Raw genomic sequence first — 20,206 nt, forward strand, 5'->3', positions numbered from 1 at the left:
CACAAGTACGATGACGTGTGATCAGACCGTGACGACGATCGCGATGGCGTCCATGCCGATCGGGTGTCTGCTAGGGATTGAGGGATCACATGTCGTCCTACTTCACCGACCTGGCTCAGCAGTACATCGACGGTGAGTGGCGCCCGGGCACAGGCTCCTGGGACATCATCGACTTCAACCCGTACGACGGCGAGAAGCTGGCGTCGATCACCATAGCCACGGTCGACGAGGTGGACGACGCGTACCAGGCTGCCGCCCGCGCCCAGAAGCAGTGGGCGAAGACCAATCCGTACGCCCGTCGCGCGGTGTTCGAGAAGGCGCTGCGCCTGATAGAGGACCGCGAGCAGGAGATCGCCGAGGTGATCATCGCCGAGCTCGGCGGCACCCGGTTGAAGGCGGGCTTCGAACTCCACCTCGCCAAGGAGTTCCTGCGCGAGGCGGTCCATCTGGCGCTGCGCCCCGAGGGCAAGATCGTCCCGTCGCCGGTGGACGGCAAGGAGAACCGCGTCTACCGCGTGCCGGTCGGCGTCGTGGGTGTGATCAGCCCCTTCAACTTCCCCTTCCTGCTCTCCCTCAAGTCGGTCGCCCCGGCCCTCGCGCTCGGCAACGGCGTCGTCCTCAAGCCGCACCAGAACACCCCGATCTGCGGCGGCTCCCTGGTGGCGAAGATCTTCGAGGACGCGGGCCTGCCCGCCGGCCTGCTCAACGTCGTCATCACGGACATCGCGGAGATCGGCGACACCTTCATCGAACACCCGATCCCGAAGGTCATCTCCTTCACCGGCTCCGACAAGGTCGGCCGCCATGTCGCGACCGTCTGCGCCTCGCACTTCAAGCGCTCGGTCCTCGAACTCGGCGGCAACAGCGCCCTGGTGGTCCTCGACGACGCCGACATCGACTACGCGGTCGACGCGGCGGTCTTCAGCCGTTACGTCCACCAGGGCCAGGTCTGCATGGCCGCGAACCGTGTCCTCGTGGACCGCTCGGTCGCGGACGAGTTCACCGAGAAGTTCGTCGCCAAGGTGAAGACCCTCAAGGTCGGCGACCCGCGCGACCCCGAGACCGTCATCGGCCCGGTCATCAACTCCTCCCAGGCGGACGCCATTTCGGGCGTCGTCGAGCAGGCGATCGCCGAGGGCGCCACGGCCCTGGTGCACGGCTCGACGACGGACACCCTCGTCGAGCCGTCGGTCCTGACGAACCTGCCCGCCGACTCGGCCCTCCTGAAGCAGGAGGTCTTCGGCCCGGTCGCCTTCCTCATCACCTTCGACGGCGAGGAGGAGGCCGTACGCCTCGTCAACGACACCCCCTACGGCCTGAGCGGCGCCGTGCACACGGAGAACATCGAGCGCGGCGTCGCCTTCGCCAAGCAGATCGACACGGGCATGTTCCATGTGAACGACGGCACCGTCCACGACGAGCCGATCGTCCCCTTCGGCGGCGAGAAGCACTCCGGCCTCGGCCGCCTGAACGGCGAGACCATGCTGGACGCGTTCACGACGACGAAGTGGATCTCGGTGCAGCACGGGCGGAGCGGGTTCCCGTTCTGAGCGGTCGCGCCCGGACGGACCTGCACCCAACGCGTTCCTGGCCCCGGGCCCGGGGCGTGCCGCGGCCCTAACCTGGACCCATGTCAGCGATCCGTCTCCTCGTGCTCGGCGCCGTACGCCAGCACGGGCGGGCCCACGGCTATCAGGTGCGCAACGACCTGGAGTACTGGGGCGCGCACGAGTGGTCCAACGCCAAGCCCGGCTCGATCTACCACGCCCTGAAGCAGATGGCGAAGCAGGGACTCCTCCACGCGCACGAGATCGCGCCGTCCACAGCGGGCGGCCCGCCCCGCGTGGAGTACGAGCTCACGGACGCGGGCACCAAGGAGTACTTCGCGCTGCTGCGCGACGCACTGGTCACCTACGAGCAGCGGGGAGACATGAAGACGGCGGCCGTCGGCTTCATGGTCGACCTGCCGAGGGTTGAAGCGGTGACGCTGCTGAAGGAGCGGGTCCGGCGGATCGAGGAGTGGCGGGCCTCCGTCGTGGCCCACTACGTGCCCGAGGGAGGTCCTGAGCAGCTCGGCCACATCGGCGAGATCATGAACATGTGGGTGCACACGGCGGACTCCGAGGGGGAGTGGACCGGCGGCCTGATCGAGCGGATCGAGCGGGGCGCCTACACCTTCGCCGGCGAGGGCGACCCGTTCGTCGGCGTTCTGGCCGAGGACCAGGAGAACCCGTACGCGACGGGGGAGTCCCATCCCGGGGACTCCCTCTGATCTGCACGACGGTTCGCCCGCCTAGTGGTGGAAGCCGGTGGCCGCCTCCTTGTCCCGGGTGAAGGGATGCGGCTGCCGACGCAGCTCCGGCAGGGACCGGCTCAGGTCCTCCACGAAGAGCTCGGCGAGGTCGGCCGAGAAGCCGTTGCGGCAGACGACCCTCAGCACGGACAGGTCCTCGCGGTTCGGCGGGAAGGTGTACGCCGGGACCAGCCAGCCGCTCTCCCGCATCCGCCGGGAGACGTCGAAGACGTCGTACGCCGTGACGTCCGGGGCCGTGGTGAAGGCGAACACGGGCAGCTGGTCGCCCCGGGTCAGCAGCCGGAAGTCGCCCAGCTTCTCAACGGCCTGGGCGAGCTTGCCGGCCACGTCCCGAGCGGCCTGCTGCACGGCCCGGTAGCCCTGCCGGCCCAGCCGCAGGAACGAGTAGTACTGCGCCACGACCTGGGCGCCCGGCCGGGAGAAGTTCAGCGCGAAGGTCGGCATGTCGCCGCCCAGGTAGTTGACGCGGAAGACGAGCTCCTCGGGCAGCGCCTCCTTGTCCCGCCACAGCGCCCAGCCGACGCCCGGGTAGACCAGCCCGTACTTGTGCCCCGAGGTGTTGATCGAGGCCACCCTCGGCAGCCGGAAGTCCCACACCAGGTCCTCGTCGAGGAAGGGCGCCACCATCGCGCCCGACGCGCCGTCGACGTGCACCGGGACGTCGAGCCCCGTGCGCTCCTGGAGGGTGTCGAGGGCGGCGCACAGGTCCGCGATCGGCTCGTAGGAACCGTCGAAGGTGGAGCCGAGGATCCCGACGACCCCGATGGTGTTCTCGTCGCACAGCTCGGCCGCCGCCTGCGGGTCGAGATGGAACCGGTCGCCCTCCATCGGGACCAGGCGGGGCTCCACCTCCCAGAAGTTGCAGAACTTGTCCCAGCAGACCTGGACGTTGACACCCATCACGAGGTTCGGGCGGGCGCCCGGGTACCGATCGGCGTTGCGTGTCGCCCAGCGCCGCTTCAGCGCCATCCCCGCGAGCATGCACGCCTCGCTGGAGCCGGTCGTCGAACAGCCCACGGCCGCCGACGGATCCGGCGCGTTCCACAGATCGGCGAGCATCGCCACGCAGCGCCGCTCCAGCTCGGCGGTGCGCGGGTACTCGTCCTTGTCGATCATGTTCTTGTCCCGGCACTCCATCATCAGCACATCGGCCTGCGGCTCCATCCAGGTGGTGACGAAAGTGGCCAGGTTGAGCCGGGAATTGCCGTCCAGCATCAGCTCGTCGTGCACCAGCTGATACGCCGTCGACGGCGACAGCGGCGCGTCGGGCAGCCGGTGCGTGGGCGGGGCGTCGGTCATGCCGCCGACCGGATTCGCCTCGCCGTAGAAGGGGTTCACGGACAGGTGACGCTCGTCGGGGTGCTCGGGACCTTTGTGCAACGACATGGGCCTGCCTCCTGGAGATATGAACGGGTGTCAGCGGACCGGAGTTCCGTCCGCGTGCAACTGCATCTGGGGCCGCCCCGTCACCAGCAACCAGGCCGGCAGCGAGGCGATGCACAACAGGGCGATGATCGAGGGCGAGGCGACCAGGACGGCGGCGGTGAACAGGCTCACCCAGCCCTGCCGGGTGATCGCCAGCAGCACGCCCAGCACGCCCGCCGCAACGCCCACAGCCGGGTGCACGTCCGACACCAGGGCATGGGCCCCGAGCCCGAACGCGGTGCCGACGAAGACGGCCGGGAAGATCCGCCCGCCCCGGAACCCGCAGGACGCGGCGACCACCAGCGCGGCCAGCTTGACCACCGTCATCGTGGCGAACTCCCCGGCCGTCCAGCCGTCCGGGTCGGCCGCCAGTTCCGCGACCTCGTCCAGCCCCTTGAAGAGCGTCAGATGGCCGCCCAGCGCCCCCAGGAGCCCCAGGACGACCCCGCCGACGGGCAGCGCCACCATCGGGTGCCCCAGCCGCCGGAAGACGGCGTGGACGTACGGGAAGACGTAGACGGCGGCCATGGCGAGCACCGCGGCCACCGAGGCGATCACGAGCACCGCCAGCAGATCACCCCAGCCGGGATGTCCGAACGGGGGCAGGTCCAGGTCGAAGGTCGGCTCGGCCACCAGGTCGATGGTCAGCGCTCCCGCGGCGGCCGACACCAGTGGCGCGAACACGTTGTCCCACAGCGCGCCCCGCGTCCCGCGCGCCGCCAGCGCCTCCGACAGCAGCAGCGCCGCCGCGACCGGCGTCCCGAACAGCGCGCCGATCGTCGCCGCCTCCGCCAGCATCGGCCACAGCCGGCCCGGCGCCCGGGGCACCAGGCGATGGCCCAGCCAATAGGCCAGACCCACGTTCACCGCGATGATCGGGTTCTCCGGGCCCAGACTCGGTCCGCCCGCCAGCATCAGCGCCGTCGCCAGCACCAGCCCCGGCAGGACGGAGAGCGGCAGCACGGGCGCGTCCAGGCCGATGGTTGCCGGATCGGGCCCGGCGTGCCCCGGGACCTTCCACACCACCAGACCGACCAGGATCCCGGTGGCGGTGAGCATCACCAGCATCCACAGCACCGAGTACCGGCCCACGCCCAGGGCGTCCGGCAGATCGCCCCAGAGCACGTCCTGGAGCGCCTCGGCCGCCTCGCTCACGCCCAGGAGCAGCAGGCTCGCCATCACGCCGACGATCAGGGCGGGCAGGATCGCCGGCAGCAGCGTGCGCGCCGGGGTCGCCGGGGTGTCGGGCGTCTGTCGCGCGGTTTCCTGGGCCACGGGCTCACGATAAGCGGGCAAAACGGACGCGACATCCGGGGTGGGCCGAGCGCGGCGGGACAACCGGCTTGCACCTCACGCGACGTGAGGACGCACCGTGGAGCGCGTACCGAGAAGGGAGCGGAAGTGAGCTACTCCGTGGGACAGGTCGCCGGTTTCGCCGGAGTGACGGTGCGCACCCTGCACCACTACGACGACATCGGCCTGCTCGCGCCCAGCGAGCGCAGCCACGCGGGCCACCGGCGCTACAGCGACGCCGACCTCGACCGGCTCCAGCAGATCCTGTTCTACCGCGAGCTCGGCTTCCCGCTCGAAGAGGTCGCCGCCCTGCTCGACGACCCGGCCGTGGACCCGCGCGCACACCTGCGCCGGCAGCACGAACTGCTGACCGCCCGGATCGAGAAGCTTCAGAAGATGGCGGCGGCCGTCGAACACGCCATGGAGGCACGCAAGATGGGACTCAACCTCACGCCCGAGGAGAAGTTCGAGGTGTTCGGGGACCACGACCCCGACCAGTACGAGGACGAGGTGCGGGAACGCTGGGGGAACACCGACGCCTACCGGCAGTCACAGCAGCGCACGGCCTCGTACACCAAGGAGGACTGGAAGCGCATCAACGAGGAGATGGAGGCGATCCATCAGCGTATGGCCGACCTGATGACCGACGGCACACCGGCCGGCTCCGAGGCGGCGATGGACACGGCGGAGGAACACCGCCGCTTCATCAACGGCACGTACTACGACTGTTCGCACGAGATGCACACCTGCCTCGGCGAGATGTACGTCGCCGATCCGCGGTTCACCGCGATGTACGACGGCATCAGGCCCGGCCTCGCGGTGTACCTGCGCGACGCCATCCTGGCGAACGCCGCCCGTCACACCTCGTGAGTTCCTGGCCCGCGAGGGACCGTCCGGGTCACTCCCGGGCCAGGACCACCGCGGTCCCGTAGGCGCACACCTCGGTGCCCACGTCGGCCGCCTCGGTCACGTCGAAGCGGAACGCCAGCACGCCGTTCGCGCCACGCGCGCGTGCCTGCTCGACGAGCCGTTCCATGGCCTGGTTACGGGTCTCCACCAGCGTCTTGGTGAGCCCCTTGAGCTCGCCGCCGACCAGCGACTTCAGCCCGGCGCCGATCTGACTGCCGACGTGCCGGGAGCGCACGGTCAGTCCGAAGACCTCGCCGACGACCTCCGTGACCCGGTGTCCGGGGACGTCGTTCGTGGTCACTACCAGAACGTCGGGTCGGGGCCCCTGCCCGCCGCCGTAATCTTCGATGCCCATGACTCACAGCTTTGTCCCAGCGGGGGCACAGTGCATCCTGAACGCGTCCATGGAACCTGGGCGGCCACTGCGGCGTTGATATTTTTGACCCGCCCGTCACAGCCCGCCCGCCCCTTCCCCGCAGGAGCCACAGTCACGTGACCACGCTTGCGCTCGGCCCCGAGTGGCTCAGCCCGGACTATCTGATCCAGACCTTCAGCCTCCCCGGCATCCTGCTGATCGTCTTCGCCGAGTCCGGCCTCTTCGCGTTCCTGCCAGGAGACTCCCTGCTGTTCACGGCGGGTCTGTTCGTGGCCGAGGGGACTTACATCAGCCAGCCCCTGTGGCTGGTCTGCACGCTCATCGTGCTGGCCGCCGTCATCGGCGACCAGGTCGGCTACATGATCGGCAAGTTCTTCGGCCCGAAGCTCTTCAGCCGGCCCAACTCCAGACTCTTCAAACAGGAGAACCTGGAGAAGGCACACGAGTTCATGGAGAAGTACGGCCCGAAGGCGATCGTCCTCGCCCGTTTCGTGCCGATCGTGCGCACCTTCGCCCCCATCGTGGCGGGCGCCGGCCGTATGAAGTACGCCACGTTCCTCACGTACAACGTCATCGGCGGCATCGCCTGGGGCACCGGCGTCACCCTCGCGGGCTACTGGCTCGGCCAGATCGAGTTCATCAAGAAGAACGTCGAGCCGATCCTCGTCCTGATCGTCCTCATCTCGGTGGTCCCGATCATCATCGAGTTCCTGCGGGAACGCGCCAAGAAGAAGCGCGCGGCGGCCGAGGCTCCCGCCGCCGTACAGCACCAGCAGACCCCGCAGATGGACGACGCGACGACCCAGCTCCGCCGCATCCCCTCCGACGACCAGCCCCAGCAGCAGTACGGCAACCAGTACGGCGAGCAGTACGGCGAGCAGGGCGGTCAGCAGCAATACGGCTACGACCAGCAGTACTACGGCCAGCAGCAGCCCCCACAGCAGCCGTACGCCCAGCAGTACCCCCAGGGCTACGGGCAGCAGAACCAGCAGTACCCGCCGAACCAGGGCTACTGAAACGCCCCCAGGAAGCCGACCGAGCCGCCAGGCGCTCAGAAACCTCGAGTGCGCTTGGCGGCTCGCCGCTTTTCCGGCGACCCGATCCGCAGGAACAACCGCGAGATCTCAGCCCCGAGGTTCACCCCGATGGCGATGGCCATGGCCAAGGAAGCCGCCGTGGCCAGCGAGACCAGCCCCGCGTCCACCTTGTTCTGCGCGATCGACAACAGCCCGAAATACGTCGCGGAACCCGGCAGCAAGGGCCCGATCGCCGCGGTGGTGTACGGCAACGCCGACGCGAACCGATACCGCGCCATCAACTGCCCGAACAACCCCACCAGCCCCGCCGCGACAGCCGTAGAGGCAACCGGCGAGAACCCACCGGTGTAGTGCATGGCGCCGTACACGACCCAGGCGACGCCGCCGTTGAGGGTCACGGCGAGCACGGTGGATCGTTCCTGCTGGAGCAGCACCGCGAAGGTCAGGGACAGCAGCATCGACGCGGCGATCTGCCAGTACGGCCGTGGGGAGATGTTCAGCGCCGCGTCCGGGTCCAGCTTGGCGCCCAGGTTCACGCCGAAGTACAGGACCACCAGCACCCCGGCCACGATGCCGACGAAGAAGTACAGGACTTCAAGCAGCCGCGCGGACGCGGTGATGTAGAACCCGGTCAACCCGTCCTGCACGCCCGCCACCAGCGCCCGCCCGGGCAGCAGCGCGAACAGCCCACCGGTGATGACCGCGGACGCCTTCACATCGACGTGCGCCAATGTCAGCGCGACCCCCATCGCGGCCGGCGGCATCGCGGCCACCGTGAACTGGTAGAACTCCGGCAGACCGCGCCCCGCGCACAGCCAGGCCAGCCGGTCGCCGAGCATCGCGCCCAGCATGGCGGCGATGAAGACGATCACGTCACCACCGACCAGCACGGAGGCCGCCCCCGCGAGCAGCCCGCTCGCTCCGGTCAGCACCCAGGTCGGATACGGGTGCCGGTTGCGGCGGATCTCCGCGAGCCGCCCGTACGCCTCCTCCAGGGAGATGTGGCTCTCCGGGTCGCTGAGGTCGTCGACGAGCTGGTACACGGCCGCCAGGCGCGTGTAGTCGGTGCCGCGCCGCCGTACCGTACGCGCCGCCGACACCGGATCGTCCACCAGCGACGGCTGGTACGAGATCGACAGCAGCGTGAAGGTGACGTTCGGCTCGCAGCGGTCCAGGCCGTAGGACCGGCAGACCGCGAACATCGCGGCCTCCACGTCCTCCGCGCCCTCACCGCCCGCCAGCAGCAACTCGCCGATACGCAGGGTCATGTCGAGCACGCGCGGGACGGCCGGACCCTCCTCCTCCGCCCGCGGCATCCGCTCCGGCGCGGGCCGCTCGGCCACCGGCATGCGCAGCATGGTGCGCATCCGGTCCTGCCAGGGCAGATCCTTGGTCAGGCTGACCTGCGGTATGCCGTTGGGGGGCGTGAACGCGGGCGGAGAGTCCGCGACGCCGTACAGGCTGGGTGTGCTGAACGCCGAGCCCTCCGACTCGGCGGACGGCGGATGCGGCACATCCAGCCCCGTGGGAAGGGCGAACTCGGACGTGGTCTCCGACTCGCTGTCCCCCACCTCGATCCCGGCGGGCGGGGTGAAGGCCATCCTCGCCTCGTCCGACTGCGGCTTGCGGTCCTCCACGTCCGTCACCTGCGTAACACTCCCTGTACGACACCTCCTGCCGCACTCAGTATGCGCACAGACACACGAACGGGCCGCACGCGCACGCGTGCAGCCCGTTCACATGGCCAAAGAGCCAGGGTGTGCCTCAGTGGCCGCCCTGGTCCTTGAAGCGCTTGTAGGACCGCTCGATCTCGGCCTCGGCCTCGGTGCGGCCCACCCAGTCGGCGCCCTCGACGGACTTGCCCGGCTCCAGGTCCTTGTAGACCTCGAAGAAGTGCTGGATCTCCAGGCGGTCGAACTCCGACACGTGGTGGATGTCACGCAGGTGCTCCACGCGCGGGTCGGACGCCGGCACGCACAGCAGCTTGTCGTCGCCGCCGGCCTCGTCCGTCATCCGGAACATGCCGATGGCGCGGCACTTGATGAGGCAGCCCGGGAAGGTCGGCTCCTCCAGGATGACCAGCGCGTCCAGCGGGTCGCCGTCCTCGCCGAGGGTGTTCTCGACGAAGCCGTAGTCGGCCGGGTAGCTGGTCGAGGTGAAGAGTCGACGGTCCAGGCGGATCCGACCGGTCTCGTGGTCCACCTCGTACTTGTTCCGCGAACCCTTCGGGATCTCGATCGTGACGTCGAACTCCACCGGTGGCTCCTCCATGATCAACACATAGTTCTGGTGGTTAAGTGTCCCTCACGCAGGTGTGTGATCGCGAAAGGGGCTGGTGGTCGTGCCAGAGCTGAGGCCTTGGCGAGCCGCGAGACCGCATGTGACGCGGGTCGCGAGCGCCGTACGACCGCGTCTGGCGCGGGCCGCGGACGCCGTACGGCCACGTCTGGCACGCGCCGCGACGACCGCGAAACCGCGGGTCGCACGGCTCGCGCGAGCCGTCTCACCGCAGGCCGCGCGGACACGCAGGCCGAAGACCTGGCAGTACACCGCGGGCGCCGCCACCGCCGGACTGGCGCTGGCCGCCGGAGTGGTGACCGCCGCCGGTCCCTGGGACTCCACCGGTCAGCGTACGGCCGAGCGGGACTGGGCGGCCGCCCAGGAGGGCACGGGTGGCGCAGATCACGGTCGTTCTGCCGATACGTCCGATTCCGCGGACACGGGAGCCGGGGAACCCGGCCCCGCGCCCAGCGCGGCCTCCGTCCTGACCGGCCTCGGCGGCGGCGCCGGCGCCGTGAACTCGGCCCCGGACGGCAAGGCCGTCGCCGGCCTCGTGGGCCCGCTCCTGGACGACCCGACGCTCGGCCGGACCTCGGCGGCGATCGTCGACGTGGCGACCGGCAAGCGCCTCTACGGCGACGCGGCCGGCGAGGCCCTCACACCCGCCTCCACTACGAAGATCGCCACCGCCGCGGCAGCCCTCGCCGCGATGGGCCCCGACCACCGCCTCACCACCCGCACCGCCCTGGAACCGGGCACCGGGGAACTGGTCCTGGTCGGCGGCGGCGACCCCACGCTCACGGCCCGCGAGGACGCCGAAGGCTGGGCGAGCCTGCGCGAACTGGCCGACGGCACCGCCGAAGCGCTGAAGAAGCGGGACGTACGCGAGGTCACCCTCTCGTACGACAAGACGCTCTACGCCGGCCCCGAACTGCACCCCATCGGAGAGAACGGCAACCTCGCCCCGGTCAGCGCCCTCATGGTCGACGAGGCCCGCACGGACGACTCCACCAGCGGGCCGGTGAAGCGGATGGAGGACCCGGCGAAGGACGCGGCGACCCAGTTCGCGGCCCTCCTCGCGGACCGCGGCATCAGGACGACCGCCCCCGGCCCGTCGAAGGCGACGAGCCGAGCCGAGCCGCTCGCCCAGGTCACCTCACCCCCGATGTCCTCCCTGGTCGAGCGGATGCTCACCAACAGCGACAACGACATCGCCGAGCACCTCGCCCGCCAGACCGCCCTGGCGAGCGGCGCGCGCGCCGACTTCGACGGCGCGGGCGAGGCGATCGGGACCCAACTGAGGAAGCTCGGGCTGCCGGTGACGGGCGCCGACTTCGAGGACGGCAGCGGCCTCGACCGCGACGACAAACTCACGGCGGACCTGCTCACGGCCCTCCTGGCCAAGGCGGCCGACCCGACCCGCCCCGAACTCCGCCCGGTGCTGACCGGCCTGCCGGTGGCCGGCTTCACCGGCACCCTCAGCAGCCGCTACACCGACGGCGCGGCCGGCATCGTCCGGGCCAAGACCGGCACCCTGACGGGCGTGAACTCCCTGGCCGGCACCGTCGTGGACCAGGACGGCCGGCTGCTCGCCTTCGCGTTCCTGTCGACGGGCGAGGACACGGAGTCGGCCCGGGCGGCGCTGGACAGGACGGCGACGGCACTGGCGTCGTGCGGCTGCGGCTAGCCGCACGGCCGGGGCAGAACTGGGGCAGGGGGCCGGGGGAGCAGGATGGGGGGGCCGTTCCCCACCACCGCCCCCGCCCCACCCGGCCCACACACGTCACCGCCGACCGAGCCGACCTCTCACGGCCTGCCCCAAGTGGGAACGCTCACGTACGGTTGACACATGACGAGCGTCGGTGGTGCCGAGATGGTCGACTGGAATCTCGCGGTGGCGACCGCGACCCGGCTCGTACGGCCGGGCCCCGAGGTGAGCCGCGACGAGGCCAGGGCCGTCGTCGCCGAGCTGCGCCGACATGCCAAGGCCTCGGAGGAACACGTCCGGGGCTTCACCCGTTTGGGCACGGACGAGATCCACGACACCCCCGTCCTCGTCGTGGACCGCCCCGGCTGGGTCCGCGCGAACGTCGCCGGGTTCCGCGAGATCCTCAAGCCCCTCCTCGACAAGATGCAGGAGCGGCGCACCGGCACCCCCGGCGGCGCCGTCCTCGGCGCGGTCGGCGGCAAGGTCACCGGCGTGGAACTCGGGATGCTGCTGTCCTTCCTCGCCTCCCGCGTCCTTGGCCAGTACGAGACCTTCGCCCCGGCCACCCGCGAACTCCCCGCGGGCGAGAGCGGCGCCGGCCGCCTGCTCCTCGTCGCCCCCAACATCGTGCACGTGGAGCGCGAACTCGACGTACATCCCCATGACTTCCGCCTGTGGGTGTGCCTGCACGAGGAAACCCACCGCACCCAGTTCAGCGCGGTGCCCTGGCTGCGGGACCACTTGGAGGGCGAAATCCAGTCTTTCTTGGGGGAGACGGATGTCGACCCCATGACCGTCCTGGAGCGCATCCGCGAAGCCGCCCAGTCCCTCTCGGGCGGCCGGCCCGAGGCCGAGGAGGACGACGGCGGACGGTCCTTCGTCGAACTGGTGCAGACCCCCGCCCAGCGGGAGATCCTCGGCCGCCTCACCGCGGTGATGTCCCTGCTGGAGGGCCACGCCGACTTCGTGATGGACGGCGTCGGCCCGTCCGTCGTGGCGTCCGTCGCCGAGATCCGCGAGAAGTTCCAGCAGCGGCGCGCCAAGGGCGCCTCCCGGCTCGACATGGCCCTGCGCAAACTGCTCGGCCTGGATGCGAAACTCAGGCAGTACCGCGACGGCGAACGCTTCGTACGGTCCGTGGTGGACCAGGTCGGCATGGACGGCTTCAACCGCGTGTGGACGTCCCCGAACACCCTCCCCACCAAGGCGGAGATCGCCAAACCGGCGGACTGGATCGCGCGGGTGCACCGCAAGGCGGAGTCGTGAAACGCGCGCCGAGTCGCGCATCTCATACGAAGGTCGTGAACCGAATCCGGCCGACGGCAGGCGAACGCCCCTTCAATCACCCGTCCGAGGGACCGTGAGCCATGGGTAGGCGTGCGATGCTCGGGGAACGGCCCGGTTCTGTCACCATCTACACACTCTGAGTGACCGAACTCGGGCTCACCCCCCGACAATTTCATGAAGGGAACCGGACATGGGTCCCCATCCTGCGGTCGCGGCGATACGCCTGGCGGTTCGCCGCGTCCTCCACGACATCCTCAACGAACACAGCCGCACCACCGACGCACCCGCGCCCAGCAGTCCGCGCGCGGTCGCGCTCCAGGCGCCGCCCGTGCCCGCGACCGGCGCCGCACGCGCCCTCTTCGACACGGCGCTCGCACCGCCGTACGAGCTCTCCCGCCCGATCGAGCACGAGCCCCCGCGCGCCGCCCCGCACGAGCGGCCCCCCTCCCCGCTCGTGCTCGCGGCGTGCTCCGGCGGAGCCGACTCCATGGCCCTCGCCTCCGCCCTCGCGTTCGAAGCCCCCAAACTCGGCCTGCGCGCCGGCGCCGTCACCGTCGACCACGGTCTCCAGCCCGGCTCCGATCTGCGCGCCGAGGAAGTCGCCCTGCGCCTGCGCGAACTCGGCCTCGACCCGGTCGAGTCCATCGCCGTGGCCGTCGGCCGCGCGGGCGGCCCCGAGGCCGCGGCCCGCGACGCCCGCTACGCCGCCCTCGACGCCGCGGCCGAACACCACGGCGCCACGGCCGTCCTGCTCGGCCACACCCGCGACGACCAGGCCGAGACCGTCCTGCTCGGCCTCGCCCGCGGCTCCGGCATCCGCTCCCTGTCCGGAATGGCCGCGGTCTCGGGGGCCGGCGGCCGTTACCGCCGCCCCTTCCTCGGCCTCGACCGGCAGACCGCCCGCAAGGCCTGCATGGTCCAGTCCCTGCCGGTCTGGGACGACCCGCACAACTCCGATCCCGCGTACACCAGGTCGCGCCTGCGCCAGGAGGGCCTGCCCGCCCTGGAGAAGGCGCTCGGCAAGGGCGTCGTGGAGGCCCTCGCCCGCACCGCCCAGCTCTCCCGCGACGACGCCGACGCCCTCGACGCCTGGGCCAGCCAGGCCGAGGCCGCCGTACGGGATGCGACCGGCCTGCTGGAGTGCGCCAAGCTGTACGCGCTGCCGCCCGCCGTACGCCGCCGGATCCTGCGCCGCGCCGCCATCGAGGCCGGTGCGCCCGCCGGTTCGCTGTTCGCCCGCCACATCGAGGAAGTCGACCGTCTGATCACCGGCTGGCGCGGCCAGGGAGCCATCAATCTCCCCGGCAAGGTCGTCGCCCAGCGCCAGGGTGGCAGACTGGTGATTCGGCAAGGCTGATTCCCGACCCCTCCGAAGCACATCGCGGAGGGGCCGGCGAGCCGACAATGCGGGACGACCGACCGAAAGTGATGCGGGTGGACGCGAAAGACATGGGTGCCGACCTCCAGCAGGTGCTCATCACCAAAGAAGAGATCGACGCGAAGCTGGCCGAGCTGGCCGCGAAGATCGACGCGGAGTACGAGGGCAAGGACCTGCTCATCGTCGGCGTCCTCAAGGGCGCGGTGATGGTCATGGCCGACCTCGCCCGGTCGCTGTCCACCCCCGTCACCATGGACTGGATGGCCGTGTCGTCGTACGGCGCCGGCACCCAGTCCTCCGGTGTCGTGCGGATCCTCAAGGACCTGGACACCGACATCAAGGGCAAGCACGTCCTGATCGTCGAGGACATCATCGACTCCGGACTGACCCTGTCCTGGCTGCTGTCCAACCTCGGCTCGCGCGAGCCGGAGTCGCTCAAGGTGTGCACCCTGCTGCGCAAGCCGGACGCCGCGAAGGTCGACATCGACGTCGAGTGGGTCGGCTTCGACATCCCCAACGAGTTCGTCGTCGGCTACGGCCTCGACTACGCCGAGAAGTACCGCAACCTCCCGTTCGTCGGTACGCTCGCGCCCCACGTCTACGGCGGCTGAGTCCGACGGTCCGCGCCCGCGGACCCGAAGGGCCCAAGCCTCGTACGAATATCGGGAACCCCGGCGGGCCTCGCGCCGTTGGAGCATGCAGACGGGCTTGCCAGCCGTCCCGTGCGGCTACGCGCGACAAAGCTGGGGTACCGTCAGAAGAACTGTCTTATCAAACTCACTATGGCAGGAGGGACGGGGCGGCACCGCTCCGTATGGATGGACGTGAAGCGATACTTCCGTGGGCCGGTCATGTGGATCGTGCTGGCCGTCCTTGCCGTGGTCGTGTTGATGCAGGTCGTCGGCTCGTCCGGCGGCTACAAGACGGTGGACACCGGCCAGGTCGTCCAGGCGATCAATGACAACAAGGTCGAGTCGGCCAAGATCACCACCGGCGACGAGCAGACCATCAAGGTCCAGCTCAAGGACGGCGTAAAGGTCGAGGGCGCCGACAAGATCCAGGCGAGCTATATCGGCGACCAAGGCGTGACCATCGCCAGCACGCTGCAGAACAAATACCAGGACAAGCAGATCCCGGACGGCTACACGGTCTCGCCGTCCAAGCAGAACCCGTTCGTCGGGATCCTGCTCTCCCTGCTTCCCTTCGTCCTCATCGTGGTCGTCTTCCTGTTCCTGATGAATCAGATGCAGGGCGGCGGCTCCCGGGTCATGAACTTCGGCAAGTCCAAGGCGAAGCTCATCACCAAGGACACCCCGAAGACGACGTTCTCCGACGTCGCCGGCTCGGACGAGGCCGTCGAGGAACTGCAGGAGATCAAGGAGTTCCTCCAGGAGCCGGCCAAGTTCCAGGCCGTCGGCGCCAAGATCCCCAAGGGCGTACTGCTCTACGGGCCTCCTGGCACCGGTAAGACGCTCCTCGCGCGCGCCGTCGCCGGCGAGGCGGGCGTCCCCTTCTACTCGATCTCCGGTTCCGACTTCGTCGAGATGTTCGTGGGTGTCGGTGCCTCCCGAGTCCGAGACCTGTTCGAGCAGGCCAAGGCGAACGCCCCGGCGATCGTCTTCGTCGACGAGATCGACGCGGTCGGCCGCCACCGCGGCGCCGGCCTCGGCGGCGGACACGACGAGCGCGAACAGACCCTGAACCAGCTGCTCGTCGAGATGGACGGCTTCGACGTCAAGGGCGGCGTGATCCTGATCGCCGCGACGAACCGCCCCGACATCCTCGACCCGGCCCTTCTGCGCCCCGGCCGCTTCGACCGCCAGATCGCGGTCGACCGCCCGGATATGCAGGGCCGTCTGGAGATCCTCAAGGTTCACCAGAAGGGCAAGCCGGTCGCCCCGGACGTCGACCTGTCGGCGGTCGCCCGCCGTACGCCCGGCTTCACCGGCGCGGACCTGAGCAACGTCCTCAACGAGGCCGCGCTGCTCACGGCCCGCTCGGACAAGAAGCTGATCGACAACCACATGCTGGACGAGGCCATCGACCGCGTCGTGGCGGGCCCGCAGAAGCGGACCCGGATCATGTCGGACAAGGAAAAGAAGATCACCGCGTACCACGAGGGCGGACACGCCCTGGTCGCGGCGGCCTCCCCGAACTCCGACCCGGTCCACAAGATCACGATCCTGTCCAGAGGCCGCGCCCTCGGCTACACGATGGTCCTGCCGGACGAGGACAAGTACTCCACGACCCGCAACGAGATGCTGGACCAGCTGGCCTACATGCTGGGCGGCCGCGCGGCCGAGGAGCTCGTCTTCCACGACCCGACCACGGGCGCGGCGAACGACATCGAGAAGGCCACGGCCACGGCCCGCGCGATGGTCACGCAGTACGGCATGACCGAGCGCCTCGGTGCCATCAAGTTCGGCGGCGACAACACCGAGCCGTTCCTCGGACGTGAGATGGCTCACCAGCGCGACTACTCGGAAGAGGTCGCCGCGCTGGTGGACGAGGAAGTCAAGAAGCTCATCGAGAACGCGCACAACGAGGCCTGGGAGATCCTGGTCGAGAACCGCGACGTCCTCGACAACCTGGTCCTTCAGCTGCTGGAGAGGGAGACGCTGGGCAAGGAAGAGATCGCCGAGATCTTCGCCCCCATCGTCAAGCGTCCGCCCCGGCCCGCCTGGACCGGCTCCTCCCGCCGCACGCCGTCCACCCGTCCGCCGGTGCTCTCCCCGAAGGAGCTCGCACTGACGAACGGCGCCAACGGCGCGACGCCGGCGATCAGCACCGCCAAGTCGACGCTGACGGAGCCCGCCCCGGCAGCCGAGCCGGCCCCCGAGGAGCGCCCCGAGAGCTGACGCCCGGCCCCCGGTGACCTCACCGGCCCGGAATGGATGCCGCGCCCCCCTGGTTTTAGCCTGGGGGGCGCGGCATTTTGGTATGTCCGCAGATCAGACGCGCACGTGGCCCACACGCGCGCGACCCGCACAGAAACGAGGCACCACATGACCGACCCCGTGACGCTGGACGGCGAGGGCAGCATCGGAGAGTTCGACGAGAAGCGCGCCGAGAACGCCGTACGCGAACTGCTGATCGCGGTCGGAGAGGATCCGGACCGTGAGGGGCTCAGGGAGACGCCGGCGCGGGTGGCGCGGGCTTATCGGGAGCTCCTGGCGGGGCATACGCAGGCGCCCGAGGATGTCCTGACGACTACGTTCGACATCGGCCATGACGAGATGGTGCTGGTCAAGGACATTGAAATCGTATCTTTGTGCGAACATCACATGTTGCCATTTCATGGCGTAGCTCACATTGGGTACATTCCCGCCGAAAGCGGCAAGATCACGGGTCTGTCGAAGCTCGCGCGACTGGTTGAGGTGTTTGCCCGCCGACTGCAGGTGCAGGAACGACTCACCACCCAGGTCGCCGACTCCCTCATGAAGATCCTCGAGGCCCGTGGTGTGATCGTCGTCATTGAGGCCGAGCACATGTGTATGTCGGTGCGAGGAATTCGCAAGCCGGGCGCCAAGACGACGACGTCGGCGGTGCGGGGCCAGCTTCGGGACGCTACGACCCGTGCCGAGGCAATGAGCCTGATACTGGCGCGCTGAGCTGATTGTCAGTGGTGCCCGATATCGTCCTTGATCAGTGAGCTATCGCTGATCAAGGGGGTTCGCGGTGGGGTACGGCCTGCCCAGCAAGCAGACGGTGAACGCTGTTGATGGCCGCTTGCAGGCGCGCGATGTCCGGGTGGGCTGCCGTCTCTGGACGTTGGATGGGGAGCGCACGGTCCAGACCACGGTCGCGGGGGTCGCCACGGTCCGGGTCCGCGAGGTGGTCGACGTCGTGACCGATCACGTGACGTTCACGGTGGCACCCGACCAGATGCTGGGCACGCCCGATGGGTGGGTTCACGCGAGGGATGCCACGGGGACGGTGCTCGCCTGGACGCAGGCGCGGAAGTTGCGTCGCATACGGTTGATCATCAAGCCGGGATATGGGCTGGGCTACCTGATCGGGGCCAACTGCGCGGACGGGACGGTCGGCAAGAACTACGTGTCCCTGGTGGTCAATGACGAGGTGTTCGCCGCGCGCTTTGCGGCGTGTCTCACCTCTGCCACTGGGCTGCCTGCTCGTCTGGAGGCAGTGACGCGGCCTTCCGGCTACCTCCAGCGGGATGCTCCGGGCTTTCGCATGCGCGTGGTGTCGTCCTATCTGGCCGACTTGATGAGGCAGTACGTGGGCGGGGACGCGCACCACATGCGGCAGCGATTTCCGCGGGTTGTCCTTCGGGACAGGGAAACGTTCGAAGGCTTTCTGGACGGCTACACGGACGGTGATGGATTCCGTTCCAAGACCTGGTCCGGTCGCCTGCTGGTCAGCGGGAACGTGCCGTTCCTTTCGGAGCTGGCGCAAGTGGTGGGCGCAAGGTTCACTCCGCGGGCCAATGGATTGGCGTCACACCTGGTCGTGGCCGACAGTTGGACCTCGCGAGGGACGTTCAAAACCGAGCAGCACTCCCTGCAGCTCCGAGAGTCGGGCTGGGCACAGGTCCACGAGGTGCGGCGGCGGATCGCCGTGAACAAACCGTTCACCCTCTACAGCTACCGCCTCGATCCCCACCCCGGCTTCCTGGTCAACGGCCACCTTGCTCGCCAACCATGGTGAAACAGGCGCTGTCAGACCGTCGGCGCCGTCCCAGCTCCATTGTGTTCGTCGTCCTCCGGGAGTTTGCAGACCCGTTCCAGGAAGATGGCCGCCGCTATCACGCCGAGGCCTGCCAGGACTGAGAAGCCGGCGTAGATGGCCTGGTCGCGGCGGGCGGGGATGTCGAGGGATTCCAGGAGGAAGACGCCCGTGCCGCCGTACATGCCGGCGACCAGGGCGGCGACCAGGGCGCTGGCCTGGCCGAAGACGACCGCGCGGGCGGCCATCATGGGGTCGACGCCCTTGGCCTCGGGGCGGCGTTCGCGTTGGGCCTTGAGGCGGGCGCGGATCGAGAGCGCCGTGGACAGCAGGACCACGGCGATGACCGCCAGGACGATGGGGGCGGCCAGGGGGACGCTGGGCAGGGTCCCGACGGAGTTCCAGAGGCGGGCGCCCGCCCATGACAGGACTCCGGCGACGATGAACACGCCGATCAGCGTCCTGATGCGCAGCTCTCTCACGGTGTTCCTTCAGCTCCCCCGGGTCCCCGCGGATGGTGGTCGTCTTGACCTTAACGACTATTCGGGCAGCTGGAGTTCCAGGTCCGTGCGCGGCGCGACGCCGTGCCGGGTGACCGCGCCGAGCAGGTCGGCGACCGCGCCGCGGCCCGGCAACTGGGCCTCGGGTTCCAGGTCGTGCCAGGGGGCGAGGACGAAGGCGCGCTCGTGGGCGCGCGGGTGGGGGAGAGTGAGGTGCGGGTCGTCGGAGACGACATCGGCGTAGGCGACGATGTCGACGTCGAGGGTGCGCGCGCCCCAGCGCTCGTCGCGGACCCGGTGGAAGGCCTCCTCGACCGCGTGCGCGCGCTCCAGCAGGGAGGACGGGGGGAGCGTGGTCTTGAGGACCACGATCGCGTTGAAGTAGGAGGGCTGGCTGCCCGGCTCCACGCCCCATGGCTCCGTCTCGTAGACGGGGGAGACCGCCTTGATGCGCACGCCCGGGGTGTCCTCCAGCGCGTCGATGGCGCCCTGGAGGGTTTCCAGCCGGTTGCCGAGGTTGGCGCCGAGGGAGATCACGGCCCGTTTGGGGTTGTGGAGGGTGGTGTCGGCGGCGTCGACCTGGTCGACGACGGAGGCGGGTACCGGCTGTACGGTCGGGTCGCTGGGGCCCTTGATGAAGGGTGCAGTCATACTCGGCTCCGGGTGATGGTGACGGTCACGTCGTCGAAGGGGACCGTGATCGGCGCGTCCGGTTTGTGGACGGTGACCTCGACCTCGTGGACTCCTTCGTGCTTCAGACAGGCCTGGGCGACGCGCTCGGCGAGCGTCTCGATGAGGTTGACCGGTTCGCCTTCGACGACGGCCACGACCTCCTCCGCCACGATGCCGTAGTGCACGGTCTTCGCCAGGTCGTCGTCGGCGGCGGCAGGCCGGGTGTCCAGGCCCAGGACGAGGTCCACGACGAAGGTCTGGCCCTCCCTGCGTTCCTCGGGGAACACACCGTGGTACCCGCGGGCCTTGAGGCCGCGCAGCGCGACACGATCCACGCGAAT

The 20,206-nt window shown here is 69.5% G+C and carries 19 protein-coding genes; 11 read left to right on the plus strand and 8 right to left on the minus strand.

The genetic code is table 11. The features are described from left to right. Positions 1-89: 89 nt before the first annotated feature. Positions 90-1,550 carry an aldehyde dehydrogenase family protein gene (locus ACZ7NC_RS35835; RefSeq protein WP_471494669.1) on the plus strand — a complete coding sequence of 487 codons (1,461 nt, stop codon included), beginning with the start codon at positions 90-92 and terminating at the stop codon, positions 1,548-1,550. 80 nt (positions 1,551-1,630) lie between these two features. Continuing rightward, the gene (locus ACZ7NC_RS35840; RefSeq protein ID WP_471494671.1) at positions 1,631-2,272 is read left to right on the plus strand and encodes a PadR family transcriptional regulator; all 642 of its coding nucleotides are present in this window, start codon (positions 1,631-1,633) and stop codon (positions 2,270-2,272) included. Positions 2,273-2,293: 21 nt separating this feature from the next. On the opposite strand, the gene ACZ7NC_RS35845 is transcribed toward ACZ7NC_RS35840, so the two are convergent. Next, positions 2,294-3,700, minus strand: a complete 1,407-nt coding sequence (locus tag ACZ7NC_RS35845) for a glutamate decarboxylase (protein ID WP_471494673.1) — start codon at positions 3,698-3,700, stop codon at positions 2,294-2,296. A 30-nt stretch (positions 3,701-3,730) separates the two neighbouring features. Beyond that, a complete protein-coding gene (locus ACZ7NC_RS35850) occupies positions 3,731-5,014 on the minus strand; it encodes an ion channel protein (protein ID WP_471494675.1) in 1,284 nt (427 codons plus the stop codon). A 126-nt stretch (positions 5,015-5,140) separates the two neighbouring features. Here ACZ7NC_RS35850 and ACZ7NC_RS35855 point away from each other — a divergent pair, with 126 nt between their 5' ends. Then, a complete protein-coding gene (locus ACZ7NC_RS35855; RefSeq protein WP_471494677.1) occupies positions 5,141-5,902 on the plus strand; it encodes a MerR family transcriptional regulator in 762 nt (253 codons plus the stop codon). 28 nt (positions 5,903-5,930) lie between these two features. On the opposite strand, the gene ACZ7NC_RS35860 is transcribed toward ACZ7NC_RS35855, so the two are convergent. Next, complete coding sequence (locus tag ACZ7NC_RS35860) at positions 5,931-6,296, minus strand: YbjQ family protein (protein ID WP_471494679.1); 366 nt, start codon at positions 6,294-6,296, stop codon at positions 5,931-5,933. Between the two features lie 137 nt (positions 6,297-6,433). On the opposite strand from ACZ7NC_RS35860, the gene ACZ7NC_RS35865 reads away from it, so the two are divergent. After that, entirely contained in the window at positions 6,434-7,333 is a 900-nt protein-coding gene (locus tag ACZ7NC_RS35865) for a DedA family protein (RefSeq protein WP_471494681.1), read from the plus strand. A 35-nt stretch (positions 7,334-7,368) separates the two neighbouring features. Here the strand turns inward: ACZ7NC_RS35865 and ACZ7NC_RS35870 are convergent, their stop codons facing one another. Together ACZ7NC_RS35870 and ACZ7NC_RS35875 are read right to left on the minus strand one after the other, a co-directional pair. After that, positions 7,369-9,000: a threonine/serine exporter family protein gene (locus tag ACZ7NC_RS35870; protein WP_471494683.1), complete on the minus strand. Its 1,632-nt coding sequence runs from the start codon at positions 8,998-9,000 to the stop codon at positions 7,369-7,371. 118 nt (positions 9,001-9,118) lie between these two features. Next, positions 9,119-9,610 carry an inorganic diphosphatase gene (locus tag ACZ7NC_RS35875; RefSeq protein WP_351615513.1) on the minus strand — a complete coding sequence of 164 codons (492 nt, stop codon included), beginning with the start codon at positions 9,608-9,610 and terminating at the stop codon, positions 9,119-9,121. Positions 9,611-9,689: 79 nt separating this feature from the next. Between ACZ7NC_RS35875 and dacB the strand changes: the two genes are divergently transcribed. The 7 genes from dacB (at position 9,690) to ACZ7NC_RS35910 (ending at position 18,675) form a co-directional block, all read left to right on the plus strand. Further along, positions 9,690-11,321: a D-alanyl-D-alanine carboxypeptidase/D-alanyl-D-alanine endopeptidase gene (gene dacB, locus ACZ7NC_RS35880; RefSeq protein WP_471494685.1), complete on the plus strand. Its 1,632-nt coding sequence runs from the start codon at positions 9,690-9,692 to the stop codon at positions 11,319-11,321. Positions 11,322-11,483: 162 nt separating this feature from the next. Then, a complete protein-coding gene (locus ACZ7NC_RS35885; protein ID WP_471494687.1) occupies positions 11,484-12,608 on the plus strand; it encodes a zinc-dependent metalloprotease in 1,125 nt (374 codons plus the stop codon). 211 nt (positions 12,609-12,819) lie between these two features. Then, positions 12,820-13,986, plus strand: a complete 1,167-nt coding sequence (tilS, locus tag ACZ7NC_RS35890; protein WP_471494689.1) for a tRNA lysidine(34) synthetase TilS — start codon at positions 12,820-12,822, stop codon at positions 13,984-13,986. A gap of 71 nt (positions 13,987-14,057) precedes the next feature. Continuing rightward, entirely contained in the window at positions 14,058-14,618 is a 561-nt protein-coding gene (gene hpt / locus ACZ7NC_RS35895; protein ID WP_471494741.1) for a hypoxanthine phosphoribosyltransferase, read from the plus strand. Between the two features lie 207 nt (positions 14,619-14,825). After that, the gene (gene ftsH / locus ACZ7NC_RS35900; RefSeq protein ID WP_471494743.1) at positions 14,826-16,865 is read left to right on the plus strand and encodes an ATP-dependent zinc metalloprotease FtsH; all 2,040 of its coding nucleotides are present in this window, start codon (positions 14,826-14,828) and stop codon (positions 16,863-16,865) included. Positions 16,866-17,012: 147 nt separating this feature from the next. Then, positions 17,013-17,618 carry a GTP cyclohydrolase I FolE gene (gene folE, locus ACZ7NC_RS35905; RefSeq protein WP_471494691.1) on the plus strand — a complete coding sequence of 202 codons (606 nt, stop codon included), beginning with the start codon at positions 17,013-17,015 and terminating at the stop codon, positions 17,616-17,618. Positions 17,619-17,685: 67 nt separating this feature from the next. After that, positions 17,686-18,675 carry a hypothetical protein gene (locus ACZ7NC_RS35910; protein ID WP_471494693.1) on the plus strand — a complete coding sequence of 330 codons (990 nt, stop codon included), beginning with the start codon at positions 17,686-17,688 and terminating at the stop codon, positions 18,673-18,675. 11 nt (positions 18,676-18,686) lie between these two features. Here the strand turns inward: ACZ7NC_RS35910 and ACZ7NC_RS35915 are convergent, their stop codons facing one another. The 3 genes from ACZ7NC_RS35915 to folB are packed head-to-tail and all read right to left on the minus strand — an operon-like array spanning position 18,687 to position 20,200. Further along, complete coding sequence (locus ACZ7NC_RS35915) at positions 18,687-19,175, minus strand: DUF3180 domain-containing protein (protein WP_471494695.1); 489 nt, start codon at positions 19,173-19,175, stop codon at positions 18,687-18,689. A gap of 57 nt (positions 19,176-19,232) precedes the next feature. Continuing rightward, positions 19,233-19,844 carry a 2-amino-4-hydroxy-6-hydroxymethyldihydropteridine diphosphokinase gene (gene folK / locus ACZ7NC_RS35920; RefSeq protein ID WP_471494697.1) on the minus strand — a complete coding sequence of 204 codons (612 nt, stop codon included), beginning with the start codon at positions 19,842-19,844 and terminating at the stop codon, positions 19,233-19,235. Then, a complete protein-coding gene (gene folB, locus ACZ7NC_RS35925) occupies positions 19,841-20,200 on the minus strand; it encodes a dihydroneopterin aldolase (RefSeq protein ID WP_471494699.1) in 360 nt (119 codons plus the stop codon). Before folB ends, folK begins: the two co-directional genes overlap by 4 nt. Positions 20,201-20,206 lie beyond the last annotated feature (6 nt).

The sequence above is a fragment of the Streptomyces sp. NPDC111802 genome (assembly GCF_055634335.1).

Excerpts from the sequence above, each read along its gene's own strand:
- ACZ7NC_RS35885 (WP_471494687.1), top strand. The coding sequence starts at position 11,484 with ATGACGAGCGTCGGTGGTGCCGAGATGGTCGACTGGAATCTCGCGGTG.
- ACZ7NC_RS35860 (WP_471494679.1), bottom strand. The coding sequence starts at position 6,296 with ATGGGCATCGAAGATTACGGCGGCGGGCAGGGGCCCCGACCCGACGTT.
- ACZ7NC_RS35835 (WP_471494669.1), top strand. The coding sequence starts at position 90 with ATGTCGTCCTACTTCACCGACCTGGCTCAGCAGTACATCGACGGTGAG.
- folK (WP_471494697.1), bottom strand. The coding sequence starts at position 19,844 with ATGACTGCACCCTTCATCAAGGGCCCCAGCGACCCGACCGTACAGCCG.
- tilS (WP_471494689.1), top strand. The coding sequence starts at position 12,820 with ATGGGTCCCCATCCTGCGGTCGCGGCGATACGCCTGGCGGTTCGCCGC.
- ACZ7NC_RS35845 (WP_471494673.1), bottom strand. The coding sequence starts at position 3,700 with ATGTCGTTGCACAAAGGTCCCGAGCACCCCGACGAGCGTCACCTGTCC.
- ACZ7NC_RS35840 (WP_471494671.1), top strand. The coding sequence starts at position 1,631 with ATGTCAGCGATCCGTCTCCTCGTGCTCGGCGCCGTACGCCAGCACGGG.
- folE (WP_471494691.1), top strand. The coding sequence starts at position 17,013 with ATGACCGACCCCGTGACGCTGGACGGCGAGGGCAGCATCGGAGAGTTC.
- hpt (WP_471494741.1), top strand. The coding sequence starts at position 14,058 with ATGCGGGTGGACGCGAAAGACATGGGTGCCGACCTCCAGCAGGTGCTC.
- ftsH (WP_471494743.1), top strand. The coding sequence starts at position 14,826 with ATGGACGTGAAGCGATACTTCCGTGGGCCGGTCATGTGGATCGTGCTG.